This window comes from Citrobacter sp. Cpo030, from assembly GCF_030333005.1.
In the GTDB taxonomy this organism is placed as follows: Bacteria; Pseudomonadota; Gammaproteobacteria; order Enterobacterales; family Enterobacteriaceae; genus Citrobacter; species Citrobacter portucalensis.
The window spans coordinates 1-18,855 of sequence record NZ_JAOWGT010000053.1; the positions used below are offsets into that span (position 1 = coordinate 1).

Below are 18,855 nucleotides of genomic sequence, written 5' to 3' on the forward strand. Positions count from 1 at the left end.
TGAAAGCGTGCGTATTGCCTGAAAACACAACCCGCTACGGGGGAGACTTACCCGAAATCTGATTTATTCAACAAAGCCGCCACGTTTACTTATCCACTCAGCATGCCATTCATTGCTCGCTTGGGCTCGTCTATCTGCTGCATTGTAATAAAGCCTCACGGTCATGGCACATCTCCTTGTACTTCTACATCATGAATGGGTTTGGCATAGAGGGACCAAAGAAAAATACAATGATTGAGGTAAGGATAAAACAGGTTAACCAGAGCCATTCAAGTTTCCAAGGTCTGAATAATTGCCAGATAAATCCGGCCGCGATAGTGCCGCAAACAACACCACCAATTAGAGCCTCAGAAATTGTCGAGTGTTCCATTGATTTTGTTTCTCCAAAAATTACGCCATTGTGCTTTATAAAACTTCAAGCGATGCGACAGGGAATTTCATACTGAAAGAAATCACAAAAAACCTAGTTTTTTAGATAGTTAGGACTGAAAATGTAGTGGGAACTTTTTAGTGGAGTCACACATTAAATTCCCACTTTTTTTATTTTTCGAAGGACTGCATGTTGCCCATAACCAGCCTGATGGCCTCATCTAACTCAGCCTGAACTGAAGCAGGAAGACGGGCAAATTCATAGGTCACTAAGCGTTTAGACGGATCGGTTTTCTTCCGGGCAAACTGCTTTTTGTCTTCAAACTCACGTAGTTTTTCAGTTTGTACAGTTTTCACTGGCGCTGGCTTCAGCTGCTTCGAATGGCGTTTAAAAGAGTCCATAATTAGCGACTTACTTATGCTTTCAACTTTTGCTGCACTGATGTCTGCCTGAACTTTTCCGAGCAAATCAGACAGAGGCACACCTTTGCTATCTAAGTCCTCTGAAATTTTTAACAGCAGCTGGTAATCAGCAAGGGAGAGTTCATTGATAACCGGGAATAACTCGACCATTTCAGCTGGCACAGAAGCAGCTTGAAACGCGCGGGAAACGCTGGCCGGTGAGACGTCCTCTACGCGCGCAATTTCATCCTTAGACATGCCATTTGCGTACATAAATTGATATCTTTGACCTATCTCACGAAGCGTATGCTCACGCGCGGTCTGAATGTCTTTGGCAAGCTGACGAGCATCTTCAAGACTTATCTCATCTTCTGTAACCAGAATTTCGAATTTCGCGCCACTGAAGATACATGCCGCCCGGCGCCGGGAACCATCTAACACTTCAATACAACCGTCAATAACTCGGCCGATTGCTGGGAAAAATTGCTGCAGGTTGATAGTTCGCGTTATGTCGCTCACTGACTCAGGGGTTACATACCTTTGGTCGCGACCGTTAACAGCTGGATCGACAAATGTCTTCTCTTCAATATCACCATTCAAAATGGTTGAGAGGGTGAACTTGGCCTGATTACCGGACTTAAGGGTGAATACCTTCTCTGCTTCTTTGGTTTCGAGGCTACGGATAAAATCCGAGCTATCACTACCTAAAATGTTTCGCCCGCGAGCTACTATTTTTTTCTTCACGCTGATTGGCTCCTCAGGAATTCAATACGGTCAAACACAGCCTTCGTAAAATGCTCTGCTTCTGTACGCGCTTTTTTTAACGCGTCGTTGCTACCGGGATAAGATGCTGGGTTAGCACTAATAATCGTATCAAACGTTTCTCCGCAACGTTCAAAGCCATCCAGGCGTGGCAGGGAAGAGTCCAGTATGCTACTTGTGTAGACTTCACGAGCAAGGCTATGTGAAACCAGGTGATCGGGCTTGCCAGTCATTTTCGACATAAAACCAATACTGGCAGCCAGACGCGGTTCAATGCCTTCTTCTTCCAGCGTTTCCAGCATTTCAGGCAAGCGGGTAAGGTATTTCAACGTGGAATGGAAATCGACTTGCGCCGGCGGAGTAGGGGTGAGAATAAGGTCACTTGCCGCCAAACCGTTTAGTAAAAATGGATCGAGGTGCGGACCTGTATCAATCAGGATGAAATCGTAGTCATCAGCCACACGATCGATAATGATTTTGCGAAGCACTTCGTACTGGTTTACGCCCGGCAGGTGCTCGCTAACCAGCTCCTTCCATGCGCTGGCTACAAAACCATCATCGATAGAAGCCGGAATAACATCAACACCTGGAATGATGGTTGGCCGTATCACTTCGTTACGCAGGGTTTCAGCATCGACATCGTTTAGCATCGCTTGCGCGGCGGTTTCAAGAATGGAACCAATACTGTGCGTGTGATCGAGGAACATGGTGCTGGATGCCTGCGGATCAAGGTCAATAACCAGAATACGCAGATCGTGACGCAATAAATCCTGATGCACTCGCAACGCGTGCGCCAGCGTTACAGTTGATACGGTTTTGGATACGCCGCCTTTCAAGTTAACGACGAAAATAACGTAAGGCGATTGATGGATTTCACGATACTTCGGGATCTTGCGGTGGGCGTAAATATCAATAACATTCTGTACTGTAAGAGCATATTGCTCAACATTTCCGACGCGTTTCTTGTTGAAATCGTAGCCTGCATCTTCCATTTCTTTAATGGCCTGCTCCACGATGCGACGGCTTAGCTTGGGTAATTTGGCTACTGCGTTCCGGGTAAAGGTCTGGAAGTATTCTGTAAGGTTAAACTCTTTGCGTTGATCTTCAATGTCCCGGCTCATTGACTCAAGTAATATGCCAGCTCGTCGCGCTATCGAGCCTACTCCACCGTAATCTCGTTTCATTCTGTTCTCCATGATGTTTTCAATGTAGAGGACATTGATTGTACAACTCGGAGTGTACAACAAATACCATGACGTGCAAGAAATTATTGATATTGGTGTTTTTGTTGCACGTTCAGCGAGTGACTCAAAGGCTGAACGCTGATACATGTGTTTATAAATCGGTTCGGAAGTGAGCAAACAGGTGTGTTTACAAAGCGGAAACAATATGAGAGGGAATAGATGTGTTTATAAAACGGATGCTGATGCTGTGTTACCGGGAAAACAGCAAACACTCGCAGTCACTGCGGCACATATCCGCTTTACAAACACAGTCAGGCGCTTTTACTCTCCATCTTTTAAGGCTTCAGACATAGCCTTAATGTCTGGCCTAGGCGTGCGACGGGTTATGATTAAGTGCCATTCACCATCCTTTTTAACGACATCGCCATCTAAATAACCGACCGCTTTAAGCTCGTCTATAGCCTTGTTAATCACTCGATTCTGCTGGTTATTGGGTGAGGTAAGCATTAGGCGACGTTTAATACGCGCGAACGATAGTGGTATTGGTCGCTCAGGAAGGCTCTCAATGAAAGTGTATAGGGCCTGTGCTGTCCCTTTGTTCGCAAGTTGCCGGATTATAAACATCTGCAGAAGCACCTGACGGTCGAATTGATAAAGCTCCCAAAGAGACTCATCGGCGGTAAGTTCCATGATGTCGTCTTTTTCGTCCCACTTACCACGACTTAACAGACCAGATACAACACCATTCCGATCCTTTTCTGAGGCAAGCTTGATAGTTGTGCTGCGAAGACGAATAAGAGAGTCGGCCAAGCGCGTTCTGAGTCCTTTATCTTTGTCCTTTGAGCTAAACCCGCATAATGTAGCAAACTCGCTGAATGGAAGTTCAATGGTGCTGCTGTTTAAGCCATATTTCGAAAACGCGAGAATGATGCCAACCCACACCTTGAAGTCAGTCTCCATCGAAAGTCGTGGGCCGGTAATACGGATGTCTGTATAACCTTCGGCTCTTGCCAACTCTAAGCTTTGAAGTTCGTTACTCGCATCAATACTGATATTTTCTGTATCCTTTCCTTTTCGTTTTAAGGAAGGTAGAAACAGACCTAAGCGCATCAAAGCTACAGGCTGGACAGTAGCGTTTCTGGAAGGCATGAGCTTCTTATTTTCATCGATTTCTACGAGAACCGATTCAAGTGATAGATCTACACTTTTCTTATACATAAGGACTTATCCACAGTTAAAGGATCATCCACAGACACAGCATGCGTAATCCCATTTATAAACACGCGCAATCCGTTTTATAAACACATAAATCCGCTTTGTAAACACAGAATACCGATTTACAAACACAAATATCCGACTTATAAACACATGAAATGGCTGTTAGCCTATGCATGGCGCGGTTTTCAACGTACCGGGATCTGTTTGGATCATTATATGGATCTTTGCTGGATCAGATACTTGGATCTACCCGGTGGATAACTGGATAAGTTGTCCATTTAACTTCGAGCGTAAGCAGAATTTGTCCGTACAGTTCCCTGGTGCTTCCTCGCTCACTCGCGGGCTTAGCCCTGTCGTTCGGCTGCGGCGAGCACTACTGGCTCTCTCTGAAATGCAAAATTTAGCCGATCCTCACTATGGGGATATCTTTCCAGCGGGTGGTGTACGCAGGGGAGAGCATATCGCGTTTCATTTGCCACGCAGGCGCAATCCCTCGTCCGGCAAACCAGACCTGTCCCAGTCCGGAATGATTAATGCCATCGAGAACCTTCATCAGCTCAGCACTGTGAGGGCGTGGAGGGCGTTCGTCGAACAGCTGCAGCTGCGAAACGCCGGAGCCGGTGAAGTCATTCAGCATCACACCGGCTTTGGCATACCGGTGCCCGTCCTTCCAGATACGCTCCAGAGCCGTTGTGGCGGCCGCAATGATGTCCCGGGTGTCCTGGGTGGGAGTAAGCAGTTTCTCCGTGGCCACGTTGCCGTAATAAGGCTCTTTAACGGCGAACGGAGACGTTTTGATGAAAACGGAAATATGCCGGCAATACTGGCGCTCCTTGCGCAGCTTTTCTGAGGCCCGCTCTGCGTACTGACAGACAGCCTGCCGCAGCGAATCGTATTCAGTGACCTTCTCACCAAAGCTGCGGCTGCAGACTATCTGCTGCTTTGTTGGCGGTGCTTCCTCAAGCGACATGCAGCTTTCCCCGTTCAGTTCGCGCACTGTTCGCTCGAGAACGACGGAGAAATTTTTCCGGATGAAGGCCGGGTTCGTCAGGGCCAGATCGAGCGCGGTCTTAATGCCCAGAACATTGAGCTTGCGTGCAATACGGTTTCCCACGCCCCAGATCTCTTCGACCGGCTGCAGTGAAAGCAGTTTCCGCGTTCGCTGTGGATTCCCCCGGGTGAGTGCGAGCACACCACGAAACTGTTTCCACTCCTTTGAGGCCCACTGGGCTGATTTTGCGAGGGTTTTCGTTGGTCCGGCACCCACGCCAATGGTCAGACGGGTACAGTCATACACGTGCTGTCGCAGCTGCCGGCCGAAGTCCTCCAGGTCCATGCAGTGCTCCACGCCGGTCAGATCGAGGAACATCTCGTCAATCGAATACTGTTCCACCCCCGGAGCCAGTTCCTCCAGGCAGCTCATCACGCGTGCCGACATGGATGCATAAAGTTCATAGTTGCTAGAGAACGCGTATATTTTTTCCGGGTATCTTTCGTTTTTCATCTGAAACCACGGCGTACCCATTTTGATCCAGGGCTTTGCCTCGGCACTTCTCGCGATTACGCAGCCATCGTTATTGCTGAGCACCACAACCGGCTTTCCTTTCAAATCCGGGCGGAAAACACGTTCGCAGCTGGCATAAAAGCTGTTCACATCGGCCAGGGCAAACATCAGTACATCTCCCTCGGGCGGTGGATGATGTGCGTGACGACGCCAAAGATATCCAGATCGTCCGGGTCGGGATAAATCGGCGACCAGGCGGCGTTCATGGGCTGCAGCGTCAGTCGTGGCGTCAGCAGCAGCCGTTTGACCGTAAACTCCCCCTGCACGCTGGCCACAACAATATCGCCATGCCGGGGCTTCTCGGCACAGTCCACAACCAGCAGATCGCCATTGTAAAGGCTGCCGTCGGCCATGCTGTCTCCGCTGGCGCGAAGGTAGTAAGTCGCGCTCGGATGCCGTATGCAGTAATCATGGAGATCCAGATCAGATTCGACATAGTCAGCTGCAGGGCTGGGAAAACCGCAGCTGGCCAGGTCTGCAAACAACGGATGGGCCTGTGGCGGGAGTTCTTTCCCGGTGCTGAAAAACTGTAGCTTCATCTTTCCTCCTGACACTCTAATTTTACTGGTTATATATACAGTGTGCGCCGGGAGACCGGTAAAGATCAAGGGGTGAAAGTCCCCGACCATTGAAGGACCAGCAATCCACAGGGTCCCCGAGTCATGCGTTGTATACCGTGAGGTATGGGGCGAAGCGTTGACAGGGGTGTTGACAGGCCAGCCATTGAGCCACGAAATGTATATTAAATTCCCGGGTGCCGACGTTGTACTGTTTACGGAAGGCAACATCATAGGGTGCGTTACTGCGAGTGCCATATGGACCCGGCGGGGTCTGAGACCCTGGCATGTCAATACGATCTTTACGCGGGAACCGGGAGATCTCCCCTCTGACCATCTGCCAGTGCCGGAGATGGCCCGCACCGGGAAGGCGAGGAGCCGAAGCCGGTGATGTACGGAGAGGAGAAGTCGGACTCGCTCATAGTAGCTGCGAATCTGGCGAACAATCCGCAAGGAGCGGAGTCAGTGGAGCGAAGGAGCGGGGCCAAGGGAAACGCGGAACAGCCACACATGCGCCGGACGCAGAGCCGGGAAAGTATGTCACAGAGGCTGTCACGCGTGCGGGAAGCTGCGAAGCAGCGGAAGAAAGAACGGTTTACCGCATTGTTCCACCTCCTGACAGCAGAGGCACTGGAGAACGCATTCCTCTCCCTGAGCAGGAAAGCGGCTGCCGGAGTTGATGGTGTCAGGTGGAAGGACTACGCCGAAAACCTGAAGGTCAACATAGCAGATCTGCACCGGAGGCTTCATCAGGGTAGTTACAGGGCTCAGCCCGGCAGGCGGCACTACATCCCGAAAGCGGATGGAAAACAGCGCCCGCTCGGCATCGCCTCACTGGAGGACAAAATCGTCCAGTATGCGCTGGTTAAGATCCTGAATGCAGTCTACGAAAATGACTTTATGGGGTTTTCATAGGGGTCGGTTCCGGCTGAGGGCGAAATGACACCCTAAGCTTTCGGTTCCTTGGGCCAAAGATATTCGCCAGTCAGTAGAATGTGCGCCCAGCCCAATGGGGATATGTGGGGAAGAAATTCAGGGGGAACATCCAACCCTTCGTTCCGCCGCTCCGTGACGGCATGACCAAGATGGACGGTATTCCAGTAAATGATCACCGCAGTCAATAAATTGAGCCCAGCGATTCGGTAGTGCTGCCCCTCTGTCGTGCGATCGCGAATTTCCCCCTGCCTCCCGATACGGAGCGCATTTTTGAGCGCATGGTGGGCCTCTCCCTTGTTAAGACCGATCTGAGCACGCCGCTGCATGTCCGTATCCAGGATCCACTCAATAATGAAAAGGGTCCGTTCAATACGACCAACTTCACGAAGCGCAACTGCAAGGTTGTTTTGTCGTGGGTAAGAAGCGAGCTTGCGCAGGAGTTGGCTGGGCCTGATTTTGCCAGCGGTCATCGTCGCGGCACAACGGAAAATATCAGGCCAGTTCGCAACGATAAGATCCTCCCGGGCTTTTCCACCTACCAACTTGCGTAACTCCCTGGGGGTCGTATCGGGATTAAATACGTACAACCGCTTCGATGGCAGATCCCTGATTCGCAGAACGAGATTGTAGCCGAGCAGGCTACTGGCTCCGAACAAATGGTCGGTGAATCCTGCTGTATCGGCATACTGTTCGCGAACATGGCGACCGACCTCGTTCATCAGTAGTCCATCGAGAATATACGGTGCCTCGCTCACGGTCGCCGGGATCGACTGACAAGCGAATGGCGCGAACTGGTCGCTTACGTGAGTATACGCTTTGAGGCCGGGAACAGAACCATATTTGGCATTGACCATGTTCATGGCTTCGCCATGCCGCGCTGTCGGGAAAAACTGACCATCGCTCGATGCTGACGTGCCCATCCCCCAGACGCGTGACATCGGCAGTTTACCCTGCGCGGCCACCACAATTGCCAATGCCTGGTTCATGGCTTCGCTTTCAACATGCCAGCGGGCAAGGCGTGAGAGCTGCCAGTAATCATGCGTGTTTGTAGCTTCCGCCATCTTACGCAGGCCCAGATTGAGCCCTTCAGCGAGCAGGACGTTGAGCAGACCGATCCGGTCGCGACATGGAGCCCCGGTTCTCAGATGGGTAAACGCATCTGTGAAACCAAGGGCTGCATCAACTTCAAGCAGCATGTCGGTAATCCGAACGGACGGCATTCGGCGATACAGATCCAGTATGAGTGCCTCGGCACCATCCGGCACGTCTGCTGTCAACCTGTCGATCCGCAACGTTCCATCTTCTATGCTACCGTGCGGAATAGTGCCGTTACGGGCAGCCCGGGCCAGCCGCTTAAGAGCGATCGTGAGTCGCGCCTTTCTGTCTGCCAGCCAATCCTGTGGGTTGGAAGGCACGGCCAGTTTTGCATTTTCCTGCGCCGCGATCATCGGCACCAGTACCTGCTTGAGGTCACCATAGCGGCGCGAATGAGCGAGCCAGACATCTCCGGAACGAAAAGCATCCCGGAGGTGAAAGAGTACCGCCACTTCCCAAAGACGGGTATCTCCTTTTTCCTGAGCTCGTAAATGACGGTTCCATTTGGAGCTGGGCCGCAGGAAACGCCTTTCTGGCGATGCAACACCTTTCATCTCTCCGATCGACAAAGCTGCTGCTACCAATGGTCCGGCGACCGGCGCGGCTTCGAGCTTCAGACAGCGCAACATGCGGGGCGCATAACGACGAAAGCGATGGTATCCCTGCCCGACATATGCAAGAGGCTCATCGGCTAGCGTGTTGCTGAGTTGAGTCCCTGTCGCTACCAGTTGAGCGAGCCGGTCCCATGCAACCGAACTGGCGACAGCCATCTCCAGCGGGGTTCCGTCACTGCGGGCCTCAAGCAACGAAGCTCCCAGCGCGGTGAAGGTGCGGATCGTATCCGTGAGTGTGGCTTTAGAGCCGGAAATTGTTTCGTCATGCTGGCGCTTCGCTTCCCGCCAGGTTTTTCCTACGATCCTGTCATGGGTTTCGACTATGGCATCAGCAATCGCCGCTTCCCACTCCACAACACAGACGGCAAGGATCGCCCAGCGGCGGTCCGAAGTGATGTCACGCAAACCGTCGGTGAAGTAGCGTTCACCCTGCCGACGCAGCCGGGCAATGCGATGGGCAGGTATGCTGGCCAAAGCACTATGATTGATATTCAGGGTACGCAGAAATTCGAGCCTGTCGAGCAAACGGTTAGCAGCAGCCGAGTTGTTACCAACCTCGAAGTTGCGAAGCCAGATGAAACGACTGATATTGCCGGCGAGCATTTCACTCAGAAGTTTGTCCAGGTGATCGCGAACATCCGCTGTTAAATTTTCCGCAATCCGCGTTTCAATCCGCCGCTCAGCGGCGACCAGAGCATCCGCGCACAAGCGCTCGATTGTCGATACTGCGGGCAGAATGGTGGAAGTTTCCCGACACCGCACAATAAAACGATGAGCAAGATCCTCGTTTGATCTGGCATCTTCGGCCTGGCCGAAAGTCCACTCCCGCAGATCACGGGCACCACGGCCCGTGAAGGTCTTGTAGCCGTAAATTTCGCGCAGCGTGTCCATGTGCTGCTGACGGGTTTGGCGCCGTGTGGCATAAGTGAGAAGCGCATCAGCCGGAACTCCAAGCTGAGCACCGACGAAGGAAAGGACTTCACGCGGGATCATCTCACCAGGAGCCAGTGCACGGCCCGGATATCGTAAGGCACAAAGTTGCAGGGCAAAGCCAATCCTGTTTTCCGGTCTGCGGCGCTGCCTAATGTTTTCCAGGTCATCATCGCCCAGAGTGTAGAACTTCAGTAGCGACAGTTCGTCCGTGGGCAGATCGAACAGCGCTGCTCACTGCCGTTCGGTGAAAATATGGCGTCGTGACATACAAATTCGTCCCTTTTGAAGTATAGTCTGTTTTGGACAACAGCCAGCCCATATAAATCAGGGCGTTCCGATACAAAAATCCAGGAGGGTTCAATTGGGACATCGTGCCGCCATTTACTGCCGGGTTTCAACAGCGGATCAGTCTTGTGAACGCCAGGAATTTGATCTGCGAGCCTTCGCCGGCCGTGCCGGCTACGACGTGGTGGGAATATTTAAGGAAACAGGTTCAGGAACTAAACTCGACCGGGCCGAGCGAAAGAAAGTCCTGGCGCTTGCCCAGTCCAGACAAATTGATGCAATCCTGGTCACTGAGCTTTCCCGGTGGGGGCGCTCGACGCTCGATCTGCTCAATACGCTACGTGAACTGGAGAACTGGAAGGTTTCCGTGATAGCCATGAATGGAATGGCGTTCGATCTTTCGTCGCCGTATGGACGAATGCTGGCGACGTTTCTTTCCGGCATTGCGGAGTTTGAGCGGGATCTCATCAGCGAGCGGGTCAAGTCAGGCCTTGCTGTTGCGAAGGCACGTGGTAAGAGGCTTGGTCGTCAGGCCGGAGTGCGACCAAAATCAGACCGACTTTTGCCTAAGGTGGTTGCGATGAGGGCCGAGGGACGCAGCTATCGCTGGATCGCACGCGAGCTCGGTATCAGCAAGAATACCGTCGCTGACATCGTGCAACGACACAGAGCTAACGCTTAGGGTGTCATTTCGCCCTCAGCCGGAACCGACCCCGGCCATAACCGGGTGAACCCGTCGGTCCGCGGAATGGCCGCCGCGTAAAAGATCTCACAGCATCCGGCAAGCAATAAATATATCCAGCCCAAAACTTCTGGCCTCAGTGTTAACGAAATGCGCCATTTTGACCTGTGGTATGTCTTTTCTGACAGCCATTCGTCACCGGCATGGACGGATAATTATCCATCAGCTGCTGTTCAGGCTTTTCAGGATAATGCGGCTCAGAGCAGCATCTGTCTGCAAACGGTGTCCTGTGTAATCATTTTCCATCACTACCCGTGTCAGTTTACGTTGCCAGCTCTTACTGACAGATACTATTTACTGACACGCGGCGGATAGTAAATTTCAGCCATGTTCTGGAAACAGACTGAGCAAATTTCTCAGAATGGAAACGCACCCTAGCCCCGCCAAGGCTTCGCTTTACGATAATTTACCTGAAGGCGGCCATTTACCTGACGGTGCATGATAAAATGTAACCACAGACCGACCGAATTTAACTTATTAATTTAATTATCTAAATTTCTTACATCAGTCAATCAGGCTGTGCATTGCATTTTTGGAGTGCACAGTCTCTGGGTTGCCTGATTCACAATTCGTAAGTCAACATCTCAGGGGGAGATTAAGTGACAGAAAACCCAATCGGATTAACCAGAAAAGTTATCAAGCCCGTTTCTAATTTTTTCAGTTCACCTGTAGCGGGCGGTATTGTGCTTATTATTGCTTCGGCAGCCGCTATCATCGTGGCCAATTCGCCCCTCAGGGAAGGTTATGAAACACTCCTGAAATACAAAACAGCAGGCCTGTCCGTTGAGCACTGGATAAACGATGCCCTGATGGCCGTATTCTTTATGATGGTCGGGCTGGAAATCAAGCGTGAGCTTGTCACCGGCCAGTTAGCCACCTGGAGCCAGCGTGCGTTGCCGGGCTTTGCCGCACTGGGTGGTCTGGCCGTACCTGCCCTGATTTACGTGGGGTTTAATGCCGGTCATGACGAAACCCTTTCCGGCTGGGCCATCCCGGCGGCCACGGATATTGCTTTTGCGCTCGGTGTACTCGCCTTACTGGGCAGTCGTGTGCCAGTCTCGCTAAAAATTTTCCTGTCGGCGCTGGCTATTCTGGATGACATGGGGGCGGTGGCTATCATCGCGCTCTTCTATACCAGCAACATTTCGCTTCTGATGCTGGGTGGTGCAGCGGCAATGGTTGCTCTGCTGTTTAGCCTGAACCGTGCCGGCGTGACGCGCCTGCTGCCCTATCTGCTGACGGGGGGAGTACTGTGGTTTTTCATGCTTCAGTCAGGCGTGCATGCCACCGTCGCGGGTATCCTGCTGGCGTTCTTTATCCCGCTGCGAACCAGGAATGCGGCTGATGAAGTGCCTCTGGACAGGCTTGAGCATGCCATCAACCCCTGGGTCACGTTTATGATACTGCCGCTGTTTGGCTTCGCCAATGCGGGCGTCGCGTTGTCGGGCATGACGATGAATGACCTGTTGTCGCCGGTTCCGGTAGGCGTGGCGCTGGGCCTGTTTTTGGGTAAACAGGCAGGTATCTTTGGCCTGTCGCTACTGGCCGTCAGCCTGGGCCTGGCGAAACGACCAGAGAAAAGTACCTGGTTACAGGTTTATGGTGTCTCGGTACTGTGTGGGATTGGTTTTACCATGAGCCTGTTTATCGGCAATCTGGCCTTTACAGGCAGCCCTCTGCTCGTTGATGAGGTCAAGGTGGGGGTTCTGGCAGGGTCCATACTGGCCGCTCTGGCCGGTATTTTGATACTGCGCTTTGCGCCTTCTAAGCAAGTCAGGTAACGTATTATCTACAGGAAAATCCCCGTGATAACGGGGGTTTTTTCACACTGTCAGTGTATATTCTGAAGAGAAAATTGAAATTATTTAATTTTATTATAAATAATTACCTTTCTATCTTTCACATTTTACAGGCGGAGCCCTGTTCAGATAAGTCAGGATGAACGCTGGCATATCAGTTAAAATATTATGTTATTCAAATAAATAGTCGGCTAACGTGGTTTTTTACACGACTGGCCCTCTAACCCCGCTACTGAATACTGACCGCCAAAAGGCGGTTTTTTTGTTCAAAGAAACTGATCTCAGTATCGCGCCCGGGGCAGCTGGCCAACGTCGCCGGCATCGCGCCGGCAAAAATCGAAAAACAGAAATATCAGCAAGATAGCTTAAACAGGTGTCGGGAAATTTCGTTGAGATATTTTGAAGGAATCACAGTGTAAGCAGGCGCTTTTTCAGGGAGGCGCGTTCTTGCGGGTTGCGTCCCTTGTGATTGGCGATGCGATCCGCCGTGGCGGCCTGGCGCTTGACGGGCCAGTAGGAGCGGCCATCCTTGCCCATCGACCAGACGCTGCTGGCCTGGTTTTCCAGCAGGGGCAGATGGGCGCTCAGGGCTTCGGGCGACGCGCTGGTCAGCGCCGTGCGCTCACGGGTGCGCCAGCGCTGATGCCAGAGCTTCTTGTCCTCGCGCTCGCTGCCGCAGGTCGTGTGCCCGACGATGGGTGTTTTGCGGCGGCTGCGGCTCATAACGTAGTGGTCTCCAAGAACATTCAGGACTGATCCCAGGCGTCGATGGTCAAGACCTGATCGGCAGGACAGGCGGCTACGCGGTCGGGAACTGGATGGTGTTCAGTCTCATGCCGACCCCATTCGATTGATCGCGTCGCTTGCGGCACGCTGCGACGCAAGGAGGTTTGCGACCTGGTTTAGCAGCCGTGTCCGCTGCATGTCTGTTACCTATCTCCCCGACCGCTCATTGGACCAACTCCAGAGATTGGGCTCTATCGCTCAGCCAATACGAAACCGGCATTGGCTGATGCCACAACCGAGACTAACACAAATGGCTCGGTACCTGTATTTCGCGCCCCGTGCACTTGGCCCGGTCTTGCCACGGCTATCTCACCTTCCCTGAGGGCACGAACAATCCCATTGCCCTGAAAGTAATCAGCCATTCCCGACAAAACAGTCCACGTGTCTTGGCCGTGAGGATGAATGTGAGCCGCAATTTCCTGCCCGGGATGGACATGCCAAACCACGATAATTGAGTCTCGGGTTTCAAGCACAACGGAACGAATAGGCTCGCCTTCGGACGGCTGAACATACTCGGCTACAGAAAATATTCTCGATTCAACAGTCATCGGAGATCCCTCTTTCACAGTTGTCGTTACGGTCTTCATCGTCGGCATCCTGACGCACGGCGGGCAATTGCTGGAGCAACGCCGGCAGCCATTCCTGTACCGTCTCCCACACCACATCGAGGTTGATGTCGAAATAGCCGTGAGCCATGCGATTACGCATATTGCGCATGCTGCGCCACGGCACGTCGGCATGCGCCTGGGTGAACTCGACGTAGCCATCCATCACCTTTGTGGCCGCCTCGCCGATGACGATCAGGCTCATGATGACGGCCTGCTGGGTGCGCTTGTCGGCCAAGAAGTCGTCCTTGGCCATCCCTTCCACGAAGCTGCGCGCATCGGTTGCGGCCTGCTGAATGTGGTCGAGGTAATCGGGCAGGCGGTTCTCGCTCATATCGGTTGCGCCTCCGCGAGCACCTTGGCCCGGAACTTCGGCGGCAGGTCGCCGGGAGTCAGCAGATCGACGTCAACGCCGAGCAGCGATTTCAGTTCTTCTTCCAAATCGCCCAAGTCCAACAACGTGGCACCGGGCAGCGCATCGACCAACAGGTCGAGGTCGCTGCCATCCCGGTCGGTGCCATGCAGCACCGAGCCGAAGACGCGCGGGTTCGCGGCGCGAAAGCGGCCTACCGCTTCACGCACTGCGCTTCGCTTCATGTCAAGCACAACAGACGGTCGCATGCGCATCCTTTCTTATCGAAACTCGTTGAGATGATATGCAATCAAGAATAGAATTTCAAGAAGAAGGAAACCGCATGCCCCGCCGTTCGATCCTCTCCGCCGCCGAGCGCGAAAGCCTGCTGGCGTTGCCGGACACCAAGGATGAGTTGATCCGTCACTACACGTTCAGCGAAAGCGACCTCTCCATCATCCGGCAGCGGCGCGGCCCGGCCAATCGGCTGGGCTTCGCGGTGCAGCTCTGCTACCTGCGCTTTCCCGGCGTCATCCTTGGCGCTGATGAGCCACCGTTCCCGCCATTGCTGAGACTGGTCGCCAACCAGCTCAAGGTCGGCATCGAAAGCTGGGACGAGTACGGGCAGCGTGAGCAGACCCGACGCGAGCACCTGGTCGAGCTGCAAACGGTGTTCGGCTTCCAGCCGTTCACGATTGGCCACTACCGGCAGGCTGTCCAGTTGCTGACCGAGCTGGCCATGCAAACCGACAAGGGCATCGTGCTGGCCAGAGCCTTGATCGAGCACCTGCGGCGGCAGTCGGTCATTGTGCCCGCCCTCAACGCCGTCGAGCGGGCGAGCGCCGAAGCGATTACCCGCGCCAACCGGCGTCTCTACGACGCCTTGGCTGAGCCGCTGACGGACGTGCATCGCCGTCGCCTCGACGATCTGCTCAAGCGCCGCGACAACGGCAAGACGACGTGGCTGGCCTGGCTGCGGCAATCCCCGGTCAAACCGAACTCGCGGCACATGCTGGAACACATCGAACGCCTCAAGGCGTGGCAGGCGCTCGACCTGCCCTCCGGCATCGAGCGGCTGGTTCACCAGAACCGGCTGCTCAAGATCGCCCGCGAGGGCGGCCAGATGACGCCCGCCGACCTGGCGAAGTTCGAGCCGCAGCGGCGTTACGCGACCCTGGTGGCGCTCGCCATCGAGGGCATGGCCACCGTCACCGACGAAATCATCGACCTGCATGACCGCATCCTGGGCAAGCTGTTCAATGCCGCCAAGAACAAGCATCAGCAGCAGTTCCAGGCATCCGGCAAGGCGATCAATGCCAAGGTGCGGCTGTTCGGGCGCATCGGCCAGGCGCTGATCGAGGCCAAGCAAGCGGGCCGCGATCCGTTCGCCGCCATCGAGGCCGTCATGTCCTGGGATGCTTTCGCCGAGAGCGTCACCGAAGCGCAGCGGCTCGCGCAACCCGAGGACTTCGATTTCCTGCACCGCATCGGCGAGAGCTACGCCACGCTGCGCCGCTACGCGCCGGAATTTCTCGACGTGCTCAAGTTGCGGGCCGCGCCCGCCGCCAAGGACGTACTCGACGCCATCGAGGTGCTGCGCAGCATGAACAGCGACAACGCCCGCAAGGTGCCCACCGACGCGCCGACCGAGTTCATCAAGCCGCGCTGGCAGAAGCTGGTGATGACCGACACCGGCATCGACCGGCGCTACTACGAACTGTGCGCGCTGTCGGAGCTGAAGAACGCGCTGCGCTCCGGCGACATCTGGGTGCAAGGCTCGCGCCAGTTCAAGGACTTCGAGGACTACCTGGTGCCGCCCGCGAAATTCGCCAGCCTCAAGCAGGCCAGCGAATTGCCGCTGGCCGTGGCCACCGATTGCGACCAGTACCTGCATGACCGGCTGACGCTGCTGGAAACGCAGCTCGCCACCGTCAACCGCATGGCGCTGGCCAACGAGCTGCCGGACGCCATCATCACGGAGTCGGGCCTGAAGATCACGCCGCTCGATGCGGCGGTGCCCGATACCGCACAGGCCCTGATCGACCAGACGGCGATGATCCTACCGCACGTCAAGATCACCGAATTGCTGCTGGAGGTAGACGAATGGACGGGCTTCACCCGGCACTTCGCCCACCTGAAGTCAGGCGACCTGGCCAAGGACAAAAACCTGTTGCTGACCACGATCCTCGCCGACGCGATCAACCTGGGCCTGACCAAGATGGCGGAATCGTGCCCCGGCACGACCTACGCCAAGCTGGCCTGGCTGCAAGCCTGGCACATCCGCGACGAAACCTACGGGGCGGCACTGGCCGAGCTGGTCAACGCGCAGTTCCGACATCCCTTCGCCGAGCATTGGGGCGACGGCACCACGTCATCGTCGGACGGCCAGAACTTCCGCACCGGCAGCAAGGCCGAGAGCACCGGCCACATCAATCCGAAATACGGCAGCAGCCCAGGGCGGACGTTCTACACCCATATCTCCGACCAGTACGCGCCGTTCCACACCAAGGTCGTGAACGTCGGCGTGCGCGACTCGACCTACGTGCTCGACGGCCTGCTGTATCACGAATCCGACCTGCGGATCGAGGAGCACTACACCGACACGGCAGGGTTCACGGACCACGTCTTCGCGTTGATGCACCTGCTGGGCTTCCGCTTCGCCCCGCGCATTCGTGACCTGGGCGACACCAAGCTCTACATCCCGAAGGGCGATGCCACCTACGAGGCGTTGAAACCGATGATCGGCGGCACGCTCAACATCAAGCACGTCCGCGCCCATTGGGATGAAATCCTGCGGATGGCCACCTCGATCAAGCAGGGCACGGCGACGGCCTCGCTGATGCTCAGGAAGCTTGGCAGCTACCCGCGCCAGAACGGCCTGGCCGTCGCCCTGCGTGAGCTGGGACGCATCGAGCGCACACTGTTCATCCTGGACTGGCTGCAAAGCGTCGAGCTGCGCCGCCGCGTGCATGCCGGGCTGAACAAAGGCGAGGCGCGCAACGCGCTGGCCCGCGCCGTGTTCTTCAACCGCCTGGGGGAAATCCGCGACCGCAGCTTCGAGCAGCAGCGCTACCGGGCCAGCGGCCTCAACCTGGTGACGGCGGCCATCGTGCTATGGAACACGGTCTATCTGGAGCGGGCCGCGAACGCCTTGCGTGGCCACGGTCAAGCCGTCGATGACGGCCTGTTGCAGTACCTGTCGCCGCTCGGCTGGGAGCACATCAACCTGACCGGCGATTACCTCTGGCGCAGCAGCGCCAAGATCGGCGCGGGCAAGTTCAGGCCGCTACGGCCGCTGCAACCGGCTTAGCGTGCTTTATTTAATGAGATGGTCACTCCCTCCTTCCCGGTACTATGCTGAGGACAGGCTTTCATTCGGAGAACCATCATGGAAAACATTGCGCTTATTGGTATCGATCTGGGTAAGAACTCTTTCCATATTCATTGTCAGGATCATCGTGGGAAGGCCGTTTACCGTAAAAAATTCACCCGACCAAAGCTAATCGAATTTCTGGCGACATGCCCGGCAACAACCATCGCGATGGAAGCCTGTGGCGGTTCTCACTTTATGGCACGCAAGCTGGCAGAGTTAGGGCATTTTCCAAAGCTGATATCACCGCAATTTGTCCGCCCATTCGTTAAAAGCAACAAAAATGACTTCGTTGATGCTGAAGCTATCTGTGAAGCAGCATCACGTCCATCTATGCGTTTCGTGCAGCCCAGAACCGAATCTCAGCAGGCAATGCGAGCTCTGCATCGTGTCCGTGAATCCCTGGTTCAGGATAAGGTGAAAACAACTAATCAGATGCATGCTTTTCTGCTGGAATTTGGTATCAGCGTTCCGCGAGGTGCTGCCGTTATTAGTCGACTGAGTACCCTTCTTGAGGACAGTAGTTTGCCTCTTTATCTCAGCCAGTTACTGCTGAAATTACAACAGCATTATCACTATCTTGTTGAGCAGATTAAAGATCTGGAATCTCAGTTGAAACGAAAGTTGGACGAAGATGAGGTTGGACAGCGCTTGCTGAGTATTCCCTGCGTTGGAACGCTGACTGCCAGTACTATTTCAACTGAGATTGGCGACGGGAAGCAGTACGCCAGCAGCCGTGACTTTGCGGCGGCAACAGGGCTGGTACCCCGACAGTACAGCACGGGAGGTCGGACGACATTGTTAGGGATTAGCAAGCGGGGCAACAAAAAGATCCGAACTTTGTTGGTTCAGTGTGCCAGGGTATTCATACAAAAACTGGAACACCAGTCTGGCAAGTTGGCCGACTGGGTCAGGGAGTTGTTGTGTCGGAAAAGCAACTTTGTCGTCACCTGTGCTCTGGCAAACAAGCTGGCCAGAATAGCCTGGGCACTGACGGCGCGACAGCAAACTTACGAAGCATAAAGGCAGAAATACACCAGTTTAAACAATCATTCATCTGGTTTTGCGAATACTGATATTGATGATACTAACGGCCCACCGGCCTGTTGAGGAACCTGTAAAACGGAAAGGCTCATTGAAGCCGTATATTTTCTGGAGGTTCATCAGGCGCGGAACTCATCGAGGCGCGGGAATAAAATCCCATTCAGACGCCGGATAGATTCAAGCAAGCCAACTTGTCGTCAAAATCGGTGTTGCAAAAACGGGAGTGACCATAGATTCC

The 18,855-nt window shown here is 54.2% G+C and carries 14 protein-coding genes and 1 pseudogene; 5 read left to right on the forward strand and 10 right to left on the reverse strand.

Going from position 1 to position 18,855, the window contains the following annotated elements:
• Positions 1-540 precede the first annotated feature (540 nt).
• The 5 genes from OGY37_RS09230 to umuD all read right to left on the reverse strand — a co-directional run bounded on the left by OGY37_RS09230 (position 541) and on the right by umuD (position 6,038).
• Positions 541-1,515 (reverse strand): ParB family protein, encoded by a 975-nt coding sequence (locus OGY37_RS09230; RefSeq protein WP_004197750.1) that lies wholly within the window; start codon positions 1,513-1,515, stop codon positions 541-543.
• Positions 1,512-2,717, reverse strand: a complete 1,206-nt coding sequence (locus OGY37_RS09235; protein WP_004152349.1) for an AAA family ATPase — start codon at positions 2,715-2,717, stop codon at positions 1,512-1,514. The genes OGY37_RS09230 and OGY37_RS09235 overlap by 4 nt, the downstream gene beginning before the upstream one ends.
• A 321-nt stretch (positions 2,718-3,038) precedes the next feature.
• Positions 3,039-3,935 carry a RepB family plasmid replication initiator protein gene (locus tag OGY37_RS09240; protein ID WP_004197749.1) on the reverse strand — a complete coding sequence of 299 codons (897 nt, stop codon included), beginning with the start codon at positions 3,933-3,935 and terminating at the stop codon, positions 3,039-3,041.
• 400 nt (positions 3,936-4,335) lie between these two features.
• Complete coding sequence (locus tag OGY37_RS09245; protein ID WP_004197744.1) at positions 4,336-5,607, reverse strand: Y-family DNA polymerase; 1,272 nt, start codon at positions 5,605-5,607, stop codon at positions 4,336-4,338.
• Positions 5,607-6,038 (reverse strand): translesion error-prone DNA polymerase V autoproteolytic subunit, encoded by a 432-nt coding sequence (gene umuD / locus OGY37_RS09250; protein WP_004197746.1) that lies wholly within the window; start codon positions 6,036-6,038, stop codon positions 5,607-5,609. Before umuD ends, OGY37_RS09245 begins: the two co-directional genes overlap by 1 nt.
• Positions 6,039-6,443: 405 nt before the next feature.
• Between umuD and OGY37_RS09255 the strand changes: the two are divergent.
• A pseudogene (locus OGY37_RS09255) lies at positions 6,444-6,968 on the forward strand (group II intron reverse transcriptase/maturase); the annotation flags it as partial.
• A 35-nt stretch (positions 6,969-7,003) separates the two neighbouring features.
• On the opposite strand, the gene OGY37_RS09260 reads toward OGY37_RS09255, so the two are convergent.
• Entirely contained in the window at positions 7,004-9,859 is a 2,856-nt protein-coding gene (locus OGY37_RS09260) for a Tn3-like element Tn5403 family transposase (RefSeq protein WP_234115392.1), read from the reverse strand.
• Positions 9,860-9,995: 136 nt separating this feature from the next.
• On the opposite strand from OGY37_RS09260, the gene OGY37_RS09265 reads away from it, so the two are divergent.
• Both OGY37_RS09265 and nhaA read left to right on the forward strand, forming a co-directional pair.
• Entirely contained in the window at positions 9,996-10,601 is a 606-nt protein-coding gene (locus tag OGY37_RS09265; protein WP_000509966.1) for a recombinase family protein, read from the forward strand.
• Between the two features lie 659 nt (positions 10,602-11,260).
• Positions 11,261-12,442, forward strand: coding sequence for a Na+/H+ antiporter NhaA (gene nhaA / locus OGY37_RS09270; protein WP_004194048.1), 1,182 nt, complete (start codon positions 11,261-11,263; stop codon positions 12,440-12,442).
• A gap of 426 nt (positions 12,443-12,868) precedes the next feature.
• Here the strand turns inward: nhaA and OGY37_RS09275 are convergent, their stop codons facing one another.
• The 4 genes from OGY37_RS09275 to OGY37_RS09290 all read right to left on the reverse strand — a co-directional run bounded on the left by OGY37_RS09275 (position 12,869) and on the right by OGY37_RS09290 (position 14,448).
• The gene (locus OGY37_RS09275; protein ID WP_000091613.1) at positions 12,869-13,183 is read right to left on the reverse strand and encodes a hypothetical protein; all 315 of its coding nucleotides are present in this window, start codon (positions 13,181-13,183) and stop codon (positions 12,869-12,871) included.
• A gap of 254 nt (positions 13,184-13,437) precedes the next feature.
• The gene (locus OGY37_RS09280; protein WP_000215515.1) at positions 13,438-13,794 is read right to left on the reverse strand and encodes a cupin domain-containing protein; all 357 of its coding nucleotides are present in this window, start codon (positions 13,792-13,794) and stop codon (positions 13,438-13,440) included.
• The gene (locus OGY37_RS09285) at positions 13,784-14,185 is read right to left on the reverse strand and encodes a HepT-like ribonuclease domain-containing protein (RefSeq protein WP_001293886.1); all 402 of its coding nucleotides are present in this window, start codon (positions 14,183-14,185) and stop codon (positions 13,784-13,786) included. Before OGY37_RS09285 ends, OGY37_RS09280 begins: the two co-directional genes overlap by 11 nt.
• Positions 14,182-14,448 carry a nucleotidyltransferase family protein gene (locus tag OGY37_RS09290; protein ID WP_016487057.1) on the reverse strand — a complete coding sequence of 89 codons (267 nt, stop codon included), beginning with the start codon at positions 14,446-14,448 and terminating at the stop codon, positions 14,182-14,184. Before OGY37_RS09290 ends, OGY37_RS09285 begins: the two co-directional genes overlap by 4 nt.
• 98 nt (positions 14,449-14,546) lie before the next feature.
• On the opposite strand from OGY37_RS09290, the gene OGY37_RS09295 reads away from it, so the two are divergent.
• Both OGY37_RS09295 and OGY37_RS09300 read left to right on the forward strand, forming a co-directional pair.
• Complete coding sequence (locus tag OGY37_RS09295) at positions 14,547-17,513, forward strand: Tn3-like element ISPa38 family transposase (protein ID WP_003100881.1); 2,967 nt, start codon at positions 14,547-14,549, stop codon at positions 17,511-17,513.
• A 78-nt stretch (positions 17,514-17,591) separates the two neighbouring features.
• On the forward strand, positions 17,592-18,596 hold the full coding sequence (locus tag OGY37_RS09300) for an IS110-like element IS5075 family transposase (protein ID WP_000427614.1): 1,005 nt from the start codon (positions 17,592-17,594) through the stop codon (positions 18,594-18,596).
• Positions 18,597-18,855: the final 259 nt, after the last annotated feature.

Coding starts and splice junctions, on each gene's coding strand:
- OGY37_RS09235 (WP_004152349.1), bottom strand. CDS start 2,717: ATGAAACGAGATTACGGTGGAGTAGGCTCGATAGCGCGACGAGCTGGC.
- OGY37_RS09240 (WP_004197749.1), bottom strand. CDS start 3,935: ATGTATAAGAAAAGTGTAGATCTATCACTTGAATCGGTTCTCGTAGAA.
- OGY37_RS09245 (WP_004197744.1), bottom strand. CDS start 5,607: ATGTTTGCCCTGGCCGATGTGAACAGCTTTTATGCCAGCTGCGAACGT.
- umuD (WP_004197746.1), bottom strand. CDS start 6,038: ATGAAGCTACAGTTTTTCAGCACCGGGAAAGAACTCCCGCCACAGGCC.
- OGY37_RS09275 (WP_000091613.1), bottom strand. CDS start 13,183: ATGAGCCGCAGCCGCCGCAAAACACCCATCGTCGGGCACACGACCTGC.
- OGY37_RS09280 (WP_000215515.1), bottom strand. CDS start 13,794: ATGACTGTTGAATCGAGAATATTTTCTGTAGCCGAGTATGTTCAGCCG.
- OGY37_RS09285 (WP_001293886.1), bottom strand. CDS start 14,185: ATGAGCGAGAACCGCCTGCCCGATTACCTCGACCACATTCAGCAGGCC.
- OGY37_RS09290 (WP_016487057.1), bottom strand. CDS start 14,448: ATGAAGCGAAGCGCAGTGCGTGAAGCGGTAGGCCGCTTTCGCGCCGCG.
- OGY37_RS09295 (WP_003100881.1), top strand. CDS start 14,547: ATGCCCCGCCGTTCGATCCTCTCCGCCGCCGAGCGCGAAAGCCTGCTG.
- OGY37_RS09300 (WP_000427614.1), top strand. CDS start 17,592: ATGGAAAACATTGCGCTTATTGGTATCGATCTGGGTAAGAACTCTTTC.